At 60.8% G+C, this 16,857-nt stretch carries 14 protein-coding genes and 2 pseudogenes; 10 read left to right on the forward strand and 6 right to left on the reverse strand.

Annotated elements, in window-relative coordinates; all coding sequences use genetic code 11:
* Positions 1-258 precede the first annotated feature (258 nt).
* From EEQ99_RS16925 to EEQ99_RS16940, 4 genes and pseudogenes are all read right to left on the reverse strand, one after another.
* A pseudogene (locus EEQ99_RS16925) lies at positions 259-1,111 on the reverse strand (alpha/beta fold hydrolase).
* A gap of 44 nt (positions 1,112-1,155) precedes the next feature.
* Positions 1,156-1,287 (reverse strand): annotated as a pseudogene (locus EEQ99_RS16930) (DUF1348 family protein); the annotation flags it as partial.
* Positions 1,287-1,913 (reverse strand): pyridoxamine 5'-phosphate oxidase family protein, encoded by a 627-nt coding sequence (locus EEQ99_RS16935; protein ID WP_063474153.1) that lies wholly within the window; start codon positions 1,911-1,913, stop codon positions 1,287-1,289. The pseudogene EEQ99_RS16930 and the gene EEQ99_RS16935, both read right to left, overlap by 1 nt.
* Positions 1,914-2,012: 99 nt before the next feature.
* Positions 2,013-2,987, reverse strand: a complete 975-nt coding sequence (locus EEQ99_RS16940; protein WP_127430776.1) for an alpha/beta fold hydrolase — start codon at positions 2,985-2,987, stop codon at positions 2,013-2,015.
* Between the two features lie 450 nt (positions 2,988-3,437).
* On the opposite strand from EEQ99_RS16940, the gene EEQ99_RS16945 reads away from it, so the two are divergent.
* Together EEQ99_RS16945 and EEQ99_RS16950 are read left to right on the forward strand one after the other, a co-directional pair.
* Positions 3,438-5,345, forward strand: coding sequence for a PAS domain-containing sensor histidine kinase (locus tag EEQ99_RS16945; protein ID WP_127430777.1), 1,908 nt, complete (start codon positions 3,438-3,440; stop codon positions 5,343-5,345).
* On the forward strand, positions 5,335-5,958 hold the full coding sequence (locus EEQ99_RS16950) for a response regulator transcription factor (RefSeq protein ID WP_097631012.1): 624 nt from the start codon (positions 5,335-5,337) through the stop codon (positions 5,956-5,958). Before EEQ99_RS16945 ends, EEQ99_RS16950 begins: the two co-directional genes overlap by 11 nt.
* Positions 5,959-6,239: 281 nt before the next feature.
* Here EEQ99_RS16950 and EEQ99_RS16955 read toward each other — a convergent pair whose 3' ends face one another.
* On the reverse strand, positions 6,240-7,139 hold the full coding sequence (locus EEQ99_RS16955; RefSeq protein WP_127430778.1) for a helix-turn-helix transcriptional regulator: 900 nt from the start codon (positions 7,137-7,139) through the stop codon (positions 6,240-6,242).
* 237 nt (positions 7,140-7,376) lie between these two features.
* Between EEQ99_RS16955 and EEQ99_RS16960 the strand changes: the two genes are divergently transcribed.
* The 8 genes from EEQ99_RS16960 to EEQ99_RS16995 all read left to right on the forward strand — a co-directional run bounded on the left by EEQ99_RS16960 (position 7,377) and on the right by EEQ99_RS16995 (position 15,939).
* Positions 7,377-8,840 carry an aldehyde dehydrogenase gene (locus tag EEQ99_RS16960; RefSeq protein WP_174824466.1) on the forward strand — a complete coding sequence of 488 codons (1,464 nt, stop codon included), beginning with the start codon at positions 7,377-7,379 and terminating at the stop codon, positions 8,838-8,840.
* Between the two features lie 68 nt (positions 8,841-8,908).
* On the forward strand, positions 8,909-10,228 hold the full coding sequence (locus tag EEQ99_RS16965; protein ID WP_048338163.1) for an ABC transporter substrate-binding protein: 1,320 nt from the start codon (positions 8,909-8,911) through the stop codon (positions 10,226-10,228).
* Positions 10,229-10,233: 5 nt separating this feature from the next.
* Positions 10,234-10,986: an ABC transporter ATP-binding protein gene (locus EEQ99_RS16970; protein WP_127430779.1), complete on the forward strand. Its 753-nt coding sequence runs from the start codon at positions 10,234-10,236 to the stop codon at positions 10,984-10,986.
* The gene (locus EEQ99_RS16975; RefSeq protein ID WP_127430780.1) at positions 10,983-11,708 is read left to right on the forward strand and encodes an ABC transporter ATP-binding protein; all 726 of its coding nucleotides are present in this window, start codon (positions 10,983-10,985) and stop codon (positions 11,706-11,708) included. The genes EEQ99_RS16970 and EEQ99_RS16975 overlap by 4 nt, the downstream gene beginning before the upstream one ends.
* A complete protein-coding gene (locus EEQ99_RS16980) occupies positions 11,708-12,622 on the forward strand; it encodes a branched-chain amino acid ABC transporter permease (protein ID WP_127430781.1) in 915 nt (304 codons plus the stop codon). Before EEQ99_RS16975 ends, EEQ99_RS16980 begins: the two co-directional genes overlap by 1 nt.
* A complete protein-coding gene (locus EEQ99_RS16985; protein ID WP_127430782.1) occupies positions 12,619-13,644 on the forward strand; it encodes a branched-chain amino acid ABC transporter permease in 1,026 nt (341 codons plus the stop codon). Before EEQ99_RS16980 ends, EEQ99_RS16985 begins: the two co-directional genes overlap by 4 nt.
* Positions 13,645-13,684: 40 nt before the next feature.
* Positions 13,685-14,470: a coniferyl-alcohol dehydrogenase gene (locus EEQ99_RS16990; protein WP_127430783.1), complete on the forward strand. Its 786-nt coding sequence runs from the start codon at positions 13,685-13,687 to the stop codon at positions 14,468-14,470.
* 23 nt (positions 14,471-14,493) lie between these two features.
* Positions 14,494-15,939, forward strand: a complete 1,446-nt coding sequence (locus EEQ99_RS16995; RefSeq protein WP_127430784.1) for an aldehyde dehydrogenase — start codon at positions 14,494-14,496, stop codon at positions 15,937-15,939.
* Between the two features lie 117 nt (positions 15,940-16,056).
* Here EEQ99_RS16995 and EEQ99_RS17000 read toward each other — a convergent pair whose 3' ends face one another.
* Positions 16,057-16,629: a methyl-accepting chemotaxis protein gene (locus EEQ99_RS17000; RefSeq protein WP_097543407.1), complete on the reverse strand. Its 573-nt coding sequence runs from the start codon at positions 16,627-16,629 to the stop codon at positions 16,057-16,059.
* Between the last annotated feature and the right edge of the window lie 228 nt (positions 16,630-16,857).

Here is a 16,857-nt window from a genome sequence, read left to right on the forward strand (position 1 = left end):
ATGGCGGGCGCGCTTGGCAGCGATATTGCGCAACCTCCAGCCAATGGCATGCAGCGAAACTCAGCCTGGTCGACGAACGTCTGGGGCGCGATCATGAAGAGGTCGATAAATGCTTTCACTTCGATGAGTTCTTCTTCCGGCACCATTTGGCGCGATGCTGACGGGCGATCCATGCTCGTGTCCTTAACGATCAAACGGCCAAACAGACTTCACCGCAGCGACGTCAGCAACGGTGTAAGCCGGCGGTTGCGAGCGGGGTTAAGTCAGGAAGTCCGCTATCGCGGTGGCAATTTCTCGGGAATGCGTCTCCAACGCGAAGTGGCCTGTATCGAGGAGCTGGATCTCAGCGTTCGGGAGATCGCGTCTAAAGGCCTCCGCACCTGCGGGCAGGAAGAAGGGATCCTTGTCGCCCCAGATTGCCAGGAACCTGGGTTGATACCGGCGGAAATATGCTTGAAACATCGGATACAGGACCACGTTGCTCGCGTAGTCGAGCGCAAGGTCGAGTTGGATTTCTTCACTATCCGGACGCGCCATGTGGAAGGCGTCGAGCGAATAGCCATCGGGAGACACGTTCGATAAATCCGAAACGCCATGCTCGTACTGCCAGCGGATGGCGGCGGGTTTCATGATCTCGCGCAGCGCATCGCGGTTGGCGGTCGTAGGATCGGACCAGTATCGCCTGATCGGATTCCAGACGTCGCTCAACCCCTCTTCGTAGGCATTGCCATTTTGGGAAATGATTGCCGCCACCCGCTCCGGGTTCTTCATCACGATGCGGAAGCCGATGGGTGCTCCGATATCGAAAGCGTAGAGGGCAAATCGTTCGATGCCCAGCACCTCAATGAACCTCTGGATGATGTGGGCAAGATTGTCGAACGTGTAGGCGAAATTTTCGCGCGCGGGCGCCTCCGACTGGCCGAACCCCGGTATGTCGGGCGCGATAAGGTGAAATCGGTCGGCGAGCAGCGGAAAAGAGATCGCGGAACATGTGGCTCGAAGACGGAAATCCGTGCAGCAATAACAGGGTCGGTTTGGCTGGTTCTCCGGCCTGCCGATAAAATACTTCGAGACCGTCGATATCAACGCGGTGATAGGTGGTATGCCTCATGTCGTTCTTCCCCCTTAGAAACCGAAATCGTTGAGACCGGGGTGCTGGCTGTCCTCGCTATAGGCCAGTGCTACCTTTTCGGGATTACGGCTATTCCAGCCATCGTCGGCAAGCCGAACCCTCTCTGTTGCGGAAGCCGCTGAAAAGGGTGGTAAAAGGGGTCTTGTGGCGTTCATCATAGAATTCCCAAGGCCGTGATCCGAGCACGCAGCTCTGCATTCTCCGCTTCCAATTGAGCCAAGCGCTCACGTAATGGTGTCACCGCGTTCTCGACTTCGAGTTCGGTATAACGCGGTGTGATATGCTGAGGGCAATTCCAATCGAAGGCCTCCAGCCGTAACCGGAAAATCCGCTCAGCCTTTGCTCGGTAGCCGGCATCCAAAACAAGATCGGTCAGTGCGGGGTCGGTATCAAGTGCCAGCTTCTCGACACGCATGTAGATCTTGAGCCGGGCTCGCCGAGGGTAATCCACCAGTAAGAGGCAGGCCCGATCATTCGCGGCAAAGTTTCCGGTACTGATGTACTGGCGGTTGCCCCTATAGTCGGCAAAAGCGAGCGTCTTATTGTCTACGATCTTGAGAAAACCCTTTGGCCCACCGCGATGCTGAACATAAGGCCAGCCGGTTTCCGACACAGATGCAACGTAGAAGCTGTCCCGTGCGGCGATGAAAGAAAGCTCGCTGTCGGTGAAACTATCCGACTCGCGATGGTGGTCGTCCAACCAAATCTGATCAGCACCCATCTCAGCTTGGGAAAGCCGCACATTCGGAGTAATTGCAACTTCCAAAAAATGGTACGGCATGGGAGATCTCCAAAATCTGGAATTCAGTAACCGCTGTTCAGCAGTGCGACCTCGGTTTGGCGGAACCTCGGTCACACCGCCGGTGACCATGCCTGATGTTCACTTCTTTCCGATGTTGCGATCCAGGAAGTCGTTGATAAGGGGGGCGACGACGTCCAGTTTTTCTTCAAGCAGGAAGTGACCTGAATTCAGGATATGAATTTCGGCATCCGGAAGATCCTTGAGATAAGGATGAGCGCCGGCCTCAGGAAAGATGTAATCGTTCTTGCCCCAGACGATGAGCGTGGGCGGTTTGCGCTCACGAAAGAAGTTTTGGAAGTCAGGGTAAAGCGGCACGTTGGTGCGATAATCATACAACATATCGAGCTGGATATCCTTGTTGCCTGGTCGGTCCAGAAGAGCCTGGTCGTGAACCCAGTTGTCAGGGCTGATGCGCGACACGTCTTCCATGCCATCGGTATATTGGAACTTGGTCGTTTCGAGCGTGACCAGACCGGAGAGCGCCTCACGGCTCTTCTCTGCGCCATCGGACCAATAGGTCTTGATGGGATCCCAAAATTCCTTCAGCCCTTCATCATAGGCATTGCCGTTCTGGATGATCAGCGCACTGATCCGTTCCGGATGTTTCAGCGCCAGGCGGTATCCCACCGGTGCACCATAATCCATGACGTACATCGCGTAGCTTTTGACCGCCAAATGATCCAGCAACTTGTCTACGATATTAGCGACCCCGCCAAACGTATAGGCAAATTTGCTACGATCGGGAGATTCGCTTTGCCCGTAACCCGGATAGTCCGGCGCTATGACGTGGTATCGGTCTGCGAGGAGCGGGATCAGATTCCGGAACATGTGGGACGACGTCGGAAAACCATGGAGCAGCAACACGACCGGAGCGTCAGCCGGCCCGGCTTCCCGGTAGAAGATTTCGAGACCCTCGATCTTCGCGGTTCGGTAGTGAATGGGAACCGGAGCCTCGTGAACGTCTGTCGTGGCCTGCGCGGGAAGCGCTGATGCCACTGTTGCGACAGTCATGCTGGCGGTCGCCAGCATCAGGCACATAATCAAGCTACGCATGATGGTCTCCCCATAAATCGAGATGAAACAAAAATTGGTTTCGAACGAGGGCTGCTGTCGGTCGTCCGGATCGCGCAAGCGCCGTCGCGATAAAACAATGTCACCGGAGGCTGCTGCCTCAGGTCAGGAAATGGCAGTGGTATGGAATTCGATGCACGTAAATGTTCGATATGAACACGACGACGGTTCAGCCGACATCGTCGTTCATCAAAGACGTCTCGATGTGTAGGAGTAAGCGGGTTTGCGATCGCTCTCAATTACGATCTAGGTCACGTGCAACTAGACAATGGCATTGTAACCATAGACCTTCGTATATCGATTTGTCCTTACGCAACTCACAGAAATCTCGTAACTATTTCCGGCGGACAATCGACCACCTTTCGATATTTCCTGACTTGGAGTCGAAGCGTCTGGGCTCTGGAACGTCTCAAACTCTGAACGGAGAGTGCGGTGGAACGAGCGCCGGAAACCGATCCTATCATCGATCTGATCCCCGCCATGGTGTGGTCGGCAACGTCGGAAGGCATGCTGGATTTTGCCAACCAGCACTTCCTCGAGTTTATCGGGGCGCCGCTTGAGGAAATCTCCGGAGTGGGTTTCTACAAACTGTTTCATCCCGACGACACGTCACATCTCGCATCGGAATGGCATGACATCATGGCCTCAAAGCATGCCAGAGAGGTCGTGGGCAGGCTCAGGCGCGCAGATGGCCAATATCGTTGGTGCACGCTTCGGCAGAAGCCGCGGCTCGATGCCGAAGGAAATGTCCTGCGATGGTATGGTGTGGTCCTCGATATAGAAGACCGCAAACAGGCCGAAAATGCATTGAAGGAAACGAAGACTGCACTTGCGGCCAGCGAAGAGAACCTCAGCCTTATCATCAATTCGCTGCCTGTTCTCGTGTGGTCAGCGCGACCGGATGGCAGCGCCGATTTTGTCAATAAAAGCTGGCTGGACTATGCAGGCCGTCCTGCTGACCAAATTCTCGACTGGGGCTTCCTGGACCTTTATCACCCAGACGATATTCCCGGCATGGTGGACATCTGGAAGAGAGACCTAGAGCATTCCGACCACACTGTTTTGAAAGGACGCATTCGCGGAGCAGACGGCGGGTACCGCTGGTTTTACTTCTCGGGCCGCAAGCTTGTCGATGCCAACGGGCTCGTTCGTTGGTTCGGCGTCAATATCGATATCGAAGACCTGCAATACGCGGAGAATGCTCTTCGAGAAAGCGAAGCTGCGCTCAGGGAAAGTGAACACAAGCTCAATCTTATCATCAACACGATACCCGCCATGGCTTGGTCCTGCACCTCGGATGGCCGGCTTGAATATTTTAATCGAAACTTGATCGATTATGTCGGACTACCTTTTGAAGAGATCGTCGGCTTCGGCTTTTATCGCATGTTTCATCCTGATGATGTCGAGCCGATGCGTATGGCTTGGGACGATATCGTAGCCTCGAAAAAAAGCCGTCCGGTGGATGCCCGCATCAGACGCGCCGATGGCGAATATCGATGGTTCAACCTTCGACAAAGCCCACTTCTGGATTCAGATGGAAATGTTGTGCGATGGTACGGCGTCGTCGTGGATATTGAGGATCGCAAACGGGCCGAAGAGTCCTTGCGGCAAAGTCAGAGTGACCTCGCACATGTGACCCGGATGACAGCCACAGGTGAACTTGCCGTCTCGATTGCCCATGAAGTCAACCAGCCGCTGATGGCAATCGTCACGAATGCCGGCACATGTCTGCGCTGGCTACAGCCGGGTCATATCGATCTGGAGCAGGCGCGGCTGGCAGCCGAAAGGATCGTCAGGGACGGACATCGTGCCGGTGACATTATCACCAGTATCCGGGCAATGGCTCAGAAGTTGCCTGCTAAAATTGAGAAAACTGACTTCAAACCCGCCGTGCGTGAGGTACTGAATCTGTTGACCGGCGAACTTCAAAGGCGCGGAATAGAAGTTGGTCTTAATATGGCCCAAATGCCTATCGAAGTCGTAGGAGACCGGACACAACTGCAGCAGGTTGTTCTAAACCTGGTCATGAATAGCGCGGAAGCGATGGCAGCTTCTTCCGGGGCAAGACGCATCGTCATCCGATGTACTGCAGATGAGCAGCTTGTGAAAGTGAGTGTTTCGGACACAGGCCGCGGGGTACCTATCCACGAGTTGGAGCGCGTTTTCGAAGCATTCTACAGCACGAAGGCCGACGGTATCGGAATGGGCTTATCGATATGCCGTTCAATCGTCGAAGCACATGGTGGCCGTATTTGGGCTTCATCGGGGGAGAACGGGGACGGAGGCCTGTTCACGTTCACTTTGCCAATGGCGGAGGGCGATCTTGGCCATGATAGATGATCGCAAGAGAGGCCGGCCCACAGTTATTGTCATTGATGACGACGAAAGTGTCCGCGAAGCTCTGAGAGGATTGTTCGAATCTGTCGGACTTGTCGCTGAAACCCATGGTTCGGTAGCACAGTTCCTTACTGTCGATGATCCTGATCGTGCAGGCTGTATTGTGCTGGATATCCGATTGCCAGGTCAAAGCGGCTTGGAGTTTCAAGAGGCATTAGCAAAAAGCCACCACCCAAGGTCAGTGGTGCTGATCAGCGCTCATGTCGATGTGGCGATGGCTGTCCGCGCCATGAAGGCTGGAGCTATCGATGTGCTTACCAAGCCAGTGCGCGAGCAGGACCTGCTCGAAGCGGTGAACCGCGCTTTGGTAAGAGATAGTGCTCGACGCGAAGAGGCAAATCAAACGGCGGCATTGCGCTTAAGGTATTCCAAACTTACCGAGCGCGAGCGGCAGATTATGACATTGGTCGTCGCCGGGAAGCTGAACAAACAAATTGCGGCTGAAGTTCAGCTCGCTGAGGCCACCGTGAAGCTTCACCGCGGTCACATGATGCGAAAAATGCACGCATCGTCAGTTGCAGATTTGGTGAGGATCGCGAGCATTCTGGAGGATTGAGCAGCAATTTGGGGGAAACGTGACTCGATCCCTTGCAAGAGCTGAGATCCTTACATCGGCAGATGGCGATTGCTTCACGCTTCGATTTAAACGTCTCTACTAATTCAACGACACTGGGAGCTGCTAGTCCGCTATCGGCCCCATGTCGACCATTGCCGATTGCGGCGCGCAACGACCACTTCCTGGCGCATTGCAATCCTACCCCAGCTTGGGATTCCATGTTCGCACGATTTGCGATCCAAGACCCGGCAAACTCCAACTTTTTCCCAATGGCCCCAAACCTAAGGCCAATCCGCATAGCCCGAGGACAGCATGCTGTTTTCCGAGCCGGCGGACGCGCGGGCGATCTCGCGGTAGCCGGCGGGGGAAAGGCCGGTCTTGCGTTTGAAGAAATGGCTGAAATAGGTCGGGTCGCGGAAGCCGAGGCTGTCGGAGATTTCCTGGATATTGCGGGCCGATCGTTCCAGCCTGAGTTTTGCCTCCTGCACCACGCGCTCATGCAGGAGCTGGATCGGTGAGCGGCCGAGCGCCCTCTGGCAGATGGAATGCAGCCGGTCGGCCGTGACGCCCAGCTCCGCGGCATAGTCGCTGATCGGCCGGTGCCGGCGGAAGCCGGCCTCGACCAGTTGCCGATATCTCTGCAGGATCGATCCGGTCTCGCCCTGCCCGCGCTGCTCGCTTCTCTCGCCGTCGGAGCCGCGCCACAGCGCCATCAGAATGAGCCTGATATAGGCGGATGCGACCATCCAGGAGGAGCGGGCGGGATCGCCCAGTTCCCGCACGAAGCCCGAAATCAGCGGGCTGATTTCGGCCACCGCGGAGGGATCCAGTGCCTCGACCAGCTTGCGCTGCTCGGTGAAGATGCGCAGCGAATAGGATTCCACCTTGTCGCCGATCGCATCGACCATGATCTGCGGCGAGGCGCCAACCAGATGGGCGGCGCTTCCGGCTGATATCGACAGGTCGCACCGCGCCTGCGGCGGCAGGAAGGCAAGCAGCGGTCCGTGCAGCACCCGATGGTCGCCATTGTCGAAATGAAGCTCCCCACTCCCCTCCCCCAGCAGAAGGAAATGGTAGAAATCGGCATACAGTCCCTTTTGGAAACGGATGCGCCGGTGCGACAGCGACGGCCCGTGCCACTCGCCCCTGGCATAGTGATGAATCCCCCCGTCCGTCGCCAAGGCCTCTCCTCCATTCCCGCGTCAAACAATGCTGATATCACCGGATAATTACAATATTAACCCAATAAATCGCATTCCATCCAGGCCAGATCGGCGTAACCTTTTCTCATCAGCCTTTGGGAGGAGGCTCTTCAACAGATGCAGGAATCGTCAGGCGACCCTTGTGGCGCCGCGTCCGCTCGTTTTCTCCCATGGCAACAATGCAGGCGCCGGCACTTGGCGCCAACACGTGACGAATTGGGTGGAACAGTGTTCGCGGCAAAGCTGATGATCAACAACGAGGCGATGGATGCTTCCGAAGGGGCCACCTTCGAACGCATCGATCCGCTGACCGGCGATGTCGCGACGATTGCCTCGGCCGGATCCGTTGCCGACATGACAAGGGCGGCCAATGCGGCCGCGGCAGCCTTTCCGGACTGGTCGCAGACCGGGCCGGGCGAACGGCGCAGGCTGCTGAATGCCGCCGCCGATATACTGGACGCCCGCGCACCGGAACTCATCGCCGCCATGACCGGCGAAACCGGCGCCACCGCGCAATGGGCCGCGATCAATTGCGGGCTCGGCGCGGATATTCTCCGGGAAGCGGCGGCGATGACCACGCAAATCTCGGGCGAGCTCATTCCTTCAGGAATTCCTGGAAACCTTGCCATGGCGGTCCGCCAGCCGGCAGGCGTCTGCGTCGGCATTGCCCCCTGGAATGCGCCCATCATCCTCGGCACCCGCGCCGTCGCCATGCCGCTTGCCTGCGGCAACACGGTCATCCTGAAGGCGTCCGAACTCTGCCCGAAAACCCATGGCCTGATCGGCGACGTCCTGTGTGACGCCGGCTTTCCGCGAGGCGTCGTCAATGTCGTTTCCAATGCGCCGAGCGATGCCGCCGCCGTCGTCGACGCCCTGATCGCCCATCCGGCCGTGCGCCGCATCAATTTCACCGGCTCGACCCGTGTCGGCCGGATCATCGCCGAATCCGCGGCAAGGCATCTCAAGCGCTGCCTGCTCGAACTCGGCGGCAAGGCGCCGTTCATCGTTCTGGCCGACGCCGATATCGACGAGGCCGTCAGTGCTGCCGCCTTCGGCGCCTTCATGAACCAGGGCCAGATCTGCATGTCGACCGAACGGATCATCCTGATGGACGAGATCGCCGACGGCTTCGTCGGCAAGTTCCGGACGAAGGCCGCAACCCTCGTCGCCGGCAACCCGAAGGACGGCAACACGCCGCTCGGCACGCTGATCAACGCCGAGGCCATCCGGCGGGTCAGGTCGCTCATCGACGACGCCCTGCAGAAAGGCGCGGTGCTCGTCTGCGGCGGTCACGCCAACGGCACGCTGATGGACGCGACCGTCATCGATCACGTCACACCCGCCATGCGCATCTACCGCGAGGAGAGCTTTGGGCCGGTCGCCGCGATCATCCGGGTCGGCAGCGTCGACGAGGCCGTGACGGTTGCCAACGACAATGAATACGGGCTGTCGGCCGCCGTTTTCGGCGCCGACGTCAATGCCGCGCTTGCCGTCGCCATGCGGCTCGAATCCGGCATCTGCCACATCAACGAGGCGACAGTTTCCGACGAGCCGCAAATGCCCTTCGGCGGCGTCAAATCAAGCGGCTACGGCCGCTTCGGCGGCAAGGCGGCGATCGATGAATTCACCGAGCTCCGATGGGTCACCATCGCATCGGGAAAACGGCACTACCCGATCTGAATTGAGATCGGTGGAAATGAACATTGGGAACGGGCTGGGAGGCCCCATCAAGAGGGAGGAATGATTTCATGAACGGCATTTTCCGCAGCGGAAAATTCAACGCGGCATCGCTGAGCCGCCGCTCTTTCATCGCATCGACCGTGGCGGGAGGCGCGGCGCTGGCGCTTTCCGGCCGCACCGCCTTTGCTCAAAGCAGCGACACGCTGAAGGTCGGCTTCATCAGCCCGCGCACCGGCCCGCTCGGCGGCTTCGGCGAGACGGACGGTTATGTGCTCGACCTGGCGCGCAAGGCGCTGGCGAACGGCCTGCAGGCGGGCGGCAAGACCTGGAAGGTGGAGATTCTCGACCAGGATACCCAATCCGATCCCTCGCGCGCCGGCCAGCTGGCGAAGGATCTGATCAACAACCAGTCGATCGACCTGATGCTCGCCGTCTCGACGCCCGAAACCATCAACCCGGTGGCCGACGCCTGCGAAGCGGCCGGCATTCCCTGCCTCTCGACGGTCATGCCCTGGGAAGCCTGGTATTTCGGCCGCGGCGCCAAGCCCGGCGCACCCTCGCCGTTCAAGTGGACCTATCATTTCGGCTTCGGCGTCGAAGAATTCCACAAGGCCTATGTTTCGCAATGGAACCTGATCGAGACCAACAAGAAGGTCGGCGTCATGTATCCCAACGATGCCGACGGCAATGCGATCCGTGCCCATCTGGCGCCGGCACTCGCCAAGGAGGGCTTCACCATCGTCGATCCCGGCGCCTATGAAACCGGCACCACCGACTTTACCGCGCAGATCGCTCTCTTCCGGCAGGAGGGCGTGGAGATCTTCAATTCGTTCCCGATCCCGCCCGACTTCGCCGCCTTCTGGCGCCAGGCCGCGCAGCAGGGCCTCACCCAGCAGATCAAGATCTGCCAGATCGCCAAGACGGGCCTGTTTCCCTCCGACATCGAGGCGCTCGGCGACCTCGGCCTGAACATCGGCAGCGCCGCGTACTGGCACAAGGCTTTCCCTTACAAATCGACGCTGACGGGTGTCTCCGGAACCGAACTCGCCGACGGTTATGAAACGGCGAGCGGCAAACAGTGGACGCAGCAGCTCGGCGCCAGCCTTGCGCTTCTCGACGCCGGCTTCGATGCGCTGAAAGCAAGCGCCGACGTCAAGAGCAAGGAGGCCGTCGCCAAGGCGCTCAGCACGCTGAAGACCACGACGATCGCCGGCAAGGTCGACTTCACCAGCGGTCCCGTCGCCAATGTTTCTCCCGGGCCGATCATCGGCACGCAATGGGTGAAAGCGCCGGAGGGCTCGAAATTCGCACTCGATTATGTCGTCACCGAAAACGCCACCGACCCGAACGTTCCGGTCGGCGCCAAGCTCACCGCTTACAACGGATAACCAAAGTGCAGCAGCAAGCGCAAAGACGGCCGGGAGGAGCCTTTCTCTCGGCCAAGGGGATCCACAAGCGGTTCGGCGCGCTCGTGGTCCTGGAGAATCTGGATTTTTCCATGGGCGATGGCGAGGCGGTGGGCATTGTCGGGCCGAACGGCGCGGGCAAGACGACCCTGCTCAGCGTGCTCGCCGGCGCCTTTCCGCCGAGCGAGGGAAGCATCACCTTCGACGGCGCCGACGTGACGAACCGGACGGCGGCGGAACGCTGCCGCTCCGGGCTCGTCCGGACCCATCAGATTCCCAAACCCTTCAGCGGCATGACGACCTTCGAAAATGTTTTCGTCGCCGCATCGCACGGCAATGCCGCCAGCCGCGACGAGGCCTATGAGCGCGTGGTGGATTCGCTTTCGCTCTGCGGCATGCTTGATGTCGCCAACCGCCCCGCCGATACGCTCGGCCTGCTGGATCGCAAACGGCTGGAGCTTGCCCGCGCGCTCGCCACGCAGCCGAGACTGTTGCTGCTCGACGAGATCGGCGGCGGTCTGACCGATGGCGAGGCGAGCGAGCTTGTCGAGACCATCCTCGAATTGCGCCGCCGCGGCATCGGCATCGTCTGGATCGAGCATATCGTTCATATCCTGCTGCAGGTGGCAGAACGGCTGATCTGCATGGACGCCGGCAGGATCATCGCCGATGGCGAACCGAAAATGGTCATGAGCAATGCGGAGGTGGTCAAGGCCTATCTTGGAGGGACGCCCGCATGAGCCTTCTTTCCATCCGCGACCTCGACGTCCGCCACGGCCTGCTGCAGGCGGTGCGCGGCGTGAGTTTCGATCTTGCCAAAGGCGAAGTGCTGGCGCTGGTCGGCGCGAACGGCGCCGGCAAGACGACGTTGCTCAGATCGATCGCCGGCGCCCACCTTCCGTCCTCCGGCCGCGTCCTTCTCAACGACGAAGATCTGGCTTCCGTGCCGTCCCACAAGCGCATCGCCAAGGGCATCGCCCTGGTGCCGGAAGGCCGGCGCCTGTTTTCACAGATGACGGTGGAGGAAAACCTGCTTCTCGGAAAGAGCTCCGGCCGCAAGGGCGAGTGGAGCATCGATCGCGTGCTCGACGCCTTTCCCAACCTGAAACCCCGTCGTCACGCCAAGACCGGGCACCTCTCGGGCGGGGAACAGCAGGCGACCGCCATCGGCCGGGCGCTGATGAGCAATCCCGATATTCTTCTCCTGGACGAGGTCTCGCTCGGGCTTTCGCCTCTGGTCGTCGATCGCGTCTATGCCCAGCTGCAAGCGCTGCTGACGTCGGGAACAACAATCGTGCTCGTCGAGCAGGATCTCGCCCGCGCCATGAGCGTGGCAAGCCGTGTCATCTGCATGCTCGAGGGACGCATCGTCCTCGACAGGCCGGCGGCGGCCGTCACGCGCGAGCACGTCACCCAAGCCTATTTCGGATTGCACCGGGCAGCCGGCGAAAGGAGCGCATAGTGATCAATACCCTGCTCCAGGGCATTCTGCTCGGCGGTTACTACGCCGTTATCGCCTGCGGCCTGTCCTTCATGTTCTCCGTCATGCGGATCATCAATCTCGCGCATGGCAGCCTGGCGGTCGCAGCCGCCTACGGCCTGTGGCTGCTCGCCGCCAAAGCCGGCATTCCGCCTTTCTACGGCCTGCTGATCGTGCTGCCGGTGATGGCGGCCGTCGGCTGGCTGCTGCAGCGCTTCATCCTGGAACGCAGCGCCCGCGGCGGCACGCTCCTGCCGATTCTCACGACCTTCGGCCTGTCAATCGTCATCGATAACCTGCTGTTCGAGCAGTTCGGCGCCGACACAAGGTCGCTCGCGCCCTTCATCGGCAACCTGTCCTATGCCTCCTGGCAGCTGCCCGGCCACATCTTCGTCGGCAAGCTTGCCGTCATGATGATGGTGGCCGCAGTCCTCATTCTCGGCACGCTGCAGTTCTTCCTCAGCCGCTTTGCCCTCGGCCGCGCCATCCGCGCGACGGCGGAAGATCCCGATACGGCAGGACTGGTCGGCATCGATGCCCGCAGGGTCAACGCCGTCGCCACTGCGATCACCATGGTCACGGTCGGCATCGCCGGCGCCTTTCTCGGGATGCGGGCGACCTTCAGCCCCTATGCCGGCGGCCCGCAGCTTCTCTTCGCCTTCGAGGCGGCCGTGATCGGCGGAGCGGGATCACTATGGGGCACGCTTGCCGGCGGCATCGTTCTCGGCCTTGCCCAATCGCTCGGCGCGCAATTGCATCCGCAAGGTTTCCTGATCGGCGGCCATGCCGTGTTCCTGCTGGTGCTGTTCATCAGGCTGTCCCGGTTCGGCATGCCGGTTCTCGACAAATTCGGCGCCTCTCTCAAGCTGCGCGCCCGTCTCCGGAGCCCGACATGACCATCATCTCCAACGGAATATCGATAGAGCGCTGGACGAAATCGTCTCGGGTGGCGCTCGGCTCCATGGCCGCGGTGCTCGCCTTGCTGATGTTCGCTCCCGCCGTGCTCGGCGCCGGCGCGATCGACCGGATGACGGCGCTGTTCATCTACGTCATCCTTGCCGCCATGTGGAATGCGCTTGCCGGTTTCGGCGGGCTGGTTTCGGTCGGCCAGCAGGTGTTCTTCGGCCTCGGCGCCTATTTCACCATCCGGCTTGCCGATGCAGGGCTCAATCCCTTCGTCGCGCTGTTTGCCGCCGCGATCGTCACCGGCGCCCTGTCGATCCCGCTTTCGCTATTCATGCTGCGCCTGAAGGGCGGCGAGTTCGCGATCGGCATGTGGGTGGTCGCCACACTCGCCCACCTGCTCGTCAACCTCGACGGGCTGATCCAGGGGGAAACCGGAACCTCGCTGATCTCGCTCAACGTCTATGACAGCGGCACGCGGCGGGCAACGATCTACTGGCTCGCATTGACGGCCATGGCGACCCTGCTCGGCGCTCTCTTCATCCTGATGCGCAGCCGCGCAGGTGCCGCCATGCAGGCGATCCGCGACAATGAGGAGGCGGCAACCTCGGTCGGCGTGCGCGTGATCGCGACGAAGAGGCTGCTTTTCGTGCTCGCCGCCTTCGGCATCGCGGTCGCCGGAGGCCTGTGGCTGGCAACCGCCACCACCTTCCAGCCGAAGACCTATTTCAGCGTCCAATGGACAGCCTACATGATCTTCATGGTGCTGGTCGGCGGCATCGGCAAGTTCGAGGGCGCCATCCTCGGCGCCATCCTGTTCTTCGTGATCGAGACCTTCTTCGGCGCAGCCGGCGTCTGGTACCTGATCGGCCTCGGTGCCACCGCCCTGATTTTCTCCCTCTACCTGCCGCGCGGCCTGTGGGGCGAAATCGAGCGCCGCTACGACTTTCAACTTCTGCCCGTCGGCTACCGGCTGAAATTGCCCGGTCCGCACAAAATCAAATGGGAAGAATGAGCCGGCTTATGTCCGGACTCTCTTGCGAAAGGTGACGTTCATGCTTTTTGGTAAAACAATCCTGGTGACCGGCGTGGCTTCCGGCATCGGCGCCCGGACGGCCGAGCTGGCCGGCCAGATGGGGGCCGAGGTCATCGGCGTCGATGTGCGCGAACCGGCGGGTGGAAGTGCCGCCTTCATCAAGGGCGATCTGTCCACCCCATCAGGCGTTGCCGACATCGTCGCGCAGTTGCCGACACGCCTCGACGCGCTCGCCAATGTCGCCGGCCTTTCCGGCAGCACCGGTATCGCCTCGACGCTCGCCGTCAATTTCTACGGCCTTCGCGCCCTGTCGGAAGCCGTGGCACCCCGCCTTCGCGAAGGCGGCGCCGTCGTCAACGTCGCCTCGATTGCCGGCTATGGCTGGCGCGCCAATCTCGAGCGGGCAAAATCCTTGGCCGGCATCGAAGGCTTTCCAGACGTGGCGGCGGTTGTGGCCGAACACGGCCTCAAGGACGAGCAAGGCTACCCGCTCTCCAAGGAACTGCTGCTGCTCTGGACCATGCGCGCCGCCCACCAGCCCCTGTTCAAAAGCCGCGGCATCCGGGTCAATGCGGTCAGCCCCGGACCGGTGGAAACGCCGATCCTCAAGCAGTTCCGCGCCGTGCTCGGCGATGCCAGGGTCGACAGCGACATCACCCGCGTCGGCCGGGCCGGCACCTCAGCCGATATCGCCCCGGCCGTGCTCTTCCTCTGCTCGGATGGCGCGCGCTGGATCAACGGCACCAATCTTGCCGCCGACGGCGGCCTCGAAGCGTCCATCAACGCCGAAGTCCTCGGCTTCTAGTTCTTGTTCCCAGGAGATCTCCGATGAATATTTCCCTCCTCATAAACGGCGCCGACCGCGCAGCCTCCACCGGCCGGACCTATGACCGTATCGATCCCTTCACCGAGAAGCTCGCAAGCCGCGCCGCGGCGGCGGACCTGGACGACGTTGCCGCAGCCGTCAATGCCGCCTCCGCGGCCTTCGGCGCCTGGTCGAAGACCGGCCCCGGCCAGCGCCGCGCCATCCTGATGAAGGCTGCCGATATCATGGATTCGAAAGTCGGCGAGTTTACCCGGCTGATGATCGAGGAGACCGGCGCAACCGCACCCTGGGCCGGTTTCAATGTCATGCTCGCCGCCAATATCCTGCGCGAGGCCGGCGCCATGACGACGCAAATCACCGGCGAAATCATCCCTTCCGACAAACCCGGCACGCTCGCCATGGGTGTTCGCCAGGCCGCCGGCGTCTGCCTGGCGATTGCCCCCTGGAACGCGCCCGTCATCCTCGCCACCCGCGCCATCGCCATGCCGATCGCCTGCGGCAACACTGTCGTCCTCAAGGCATCCGAACAATGCCCCGGCACGCATCGGCTGATTGCCACGGCGCTGACCGAAGCGGGCCTGCCCGCCGGCGTCATCAATGTCCTCACCAACGCGCCGGAGGATGCGCCTGAGATCGTCGCCGCGCTGATTGCCCATCCGGCCGTCAAACGCGTGAACTTCACCGGCTCGACCAAGGTCGGCAAGATCATTGCCGAGACCTGCGGCAAGCATCTCAAGCCCGCCCTTCTCGAGCTCGGCGGCAAGGCGCCGCTCGTCGTCCTCGACGACGCCGATATCGACGGCGCCGTCAATGCCGCCATTTTCGGTGCCTTCATGCATCAGGGCCAGATCTGCATGTCGACGGAGCGGATCATCGTCGACGAGACGATCGCCGATCAGTTCGTCGCCAAACTGGCCGCCCGCGCCAGCCAGCTGCCGGCCGGCGACCCGCGGGGCCACGTCGTTCTCGGCTCGCTGATCAGCCTCGATGCGGCGAAGAAAATGGAGGAGCTGATCGCCGACGCGACGGCCAAGGGTGCAAAGCTCGTCGCCGGCGGCAAGCGCTCGGGCACCGTGGTCGAGGCGACGCTGCTCGATCACGTCACGCCCGAAATGCGCGTCTATGCAGAAGAATCCTTCGGCCCGGTGAAGCCGATCATTCGTGTTGCCGGTGAGGAGGAAGCCATCCGCATCGCCAACGACACCGAATATGGCCTGTCGGCAGCCGTCTTCAGCCACAACATCCAGCGGGCAATGGCGGTTGCGGCGCGCATCGAATCCGGCATCTGCCATATCAACGGCCCGACGGTGCATGACGAGGCGCAGATGCCTTTCGGCGGCGTCAAAGGCAGCGGCTACGGCCGCTTCGGCGGCAAGGCGGCAATCGCCGAATTCACCGACCTGCGCTGGATCACGGTGGAAGATTCCGCCCAGCACTATCCTTTCTGAGGCTGAGAGGCATCGCCGGCAAAGTGATGGGGCGCCCGGTCGGAGACGGGGCGCTCTGTTGCAATTGCGGTGCAGTCAGGCCGCGAATGGTCGGCGCACCGGCGCCATGGCGCCCGTTCAGATCGAGAAGTCGTCCAGGGCGTCGGCAAGCTTCAGCCAGAGATCATGGGGAGGCGAGGGAATTGGCTGCGCATCTTCGCCGGGAATCCGAACTCCGAACGCAGTCCCCTTCGATTTGAAGGCTGCCAGCATCCGGCCGAATTTTGTCGCCTTGTCCGTGAACCGTTCCGAGCCTTGCTCCCCCAGCACCGAGCGGATCGTTGCCACGGCCAGATTGAAGTTCTTCTGCAATTGCCCGAATGCGCCGCGGTGCTTGGCCCGCACGCTGACGCGCAGATCCCCTTGCGCAAAAGCGGCCATCGCATCGTTGAAATCGGACAGGTTGCCGTCGATCGACAAAATCAGCTCGTTGAGGATCACTGCCGAACGACGCAGATCCGGATCCGCATAGTCGGCATTCATTCGCCGTCTGAGATCCCCGTTCATGGCAGCATTGGCCAATGCCGCGATTTCTGCGCAGAATCTGGCTTTCTCATCTCCGGGATCCGTGACCGCCGCACCGGTGTCGGGATCATCGGCTCGATCCTGATGCGCCATATTGCGTCCGGAGCTGTTGGTGGTCTCGACCATGCGCACCGAGCCTTAGCGCAACGCATCGCGGGCATTAGACCCGCGATGAATCGTAAGAACACAAATGCCGTGGACCATGTCGTATTCCCGTTTGCATGCCGAACAATTGCGCCGCTGCCGCTTGTGACCGAGCCGGTATCATCCATCGACAGACAGCGATCCCATCCAAGGCGGCAACGCTTAAGAAAATCCTTCGGCGCCCCACAGCCCTCCATTTTCACGCGCAGA

Origin of the sequence: Rhizobium anhuiense (assembly GCF_003985145.1) — a bacterium.
Lineage (GTDB): Bacteria > Pseudomonadota > Alphaproteobacteria > Rhizobiales > Rhizobiaceae > Rhizobium > Rhizobium anhuiense.

Bases quoted from the DNA above. Each gene is read 5' to 3' on its own strand.
- EEQ99_RS16935 (WP_063474153.1), bottom strand. From the start codon at position 1,913: ATGCCGTACCATTTTTTGGAAGTTGCAATTACTCCGAATGTGCGGCTT.
- EEQ99_RS16940 (WP_127430776.1), bottom strand. From the start codon at position 2,987: ATGCGTAGCTTGATTATGTGCCTGATGCTGGCGACCGCCAGCATGACT.
- EEQ99_RS16950 (WP_097631012.1), top strand. From the start codon at position 5,335: ATGATAGATGATCGCAAGAGAGGCCGGCCCACAGTTATTGTCATTGAT.
- EEQ99_RS16965 (WP_048338163.1), top strand. From the start codon at position 8,909: ATGAACGGCATTTTCCGCAGCGGAAAATTCAACGCGGCATCGCTGAGC.
- EEQ99_RS16975 (WP_127430780.1), top strand. From the start codon at position 10,983: ATGAGCCTTCTTTCCATCCGCGACCTCGACGTCCGCCACGGCCTGCTG.
- EEQ99_RS16985 (WP_127430782.1), top strand. From the start codon at position 12,619: ATGACCATCATCTCCAACGGAATATCGATAGAGCGCTGGACGAAATCG.
- EEQ99_RS16990 (WP_127430783.1), top strand. From the start codon at position 13,685: ATGCTTTTTGGTAAAACAATCCTGGTGACCGGCGTGGCTTCCGGCATC.
- EEQ99_RS16995 (WP_127430784.1), top strand. From the start codon at position 14,494: ATGAATATTTCCCTCCTCATAAACGGCGCCGACCGCGCAGCCTCCACC.
- EEQ99_RS17000 (WP_097543407.1), bottom strand. From the start codon at position 16,629: ATGGTCGAGACCACCAACAGCTCCGGACGCAATATGGCGCATCAGGAT.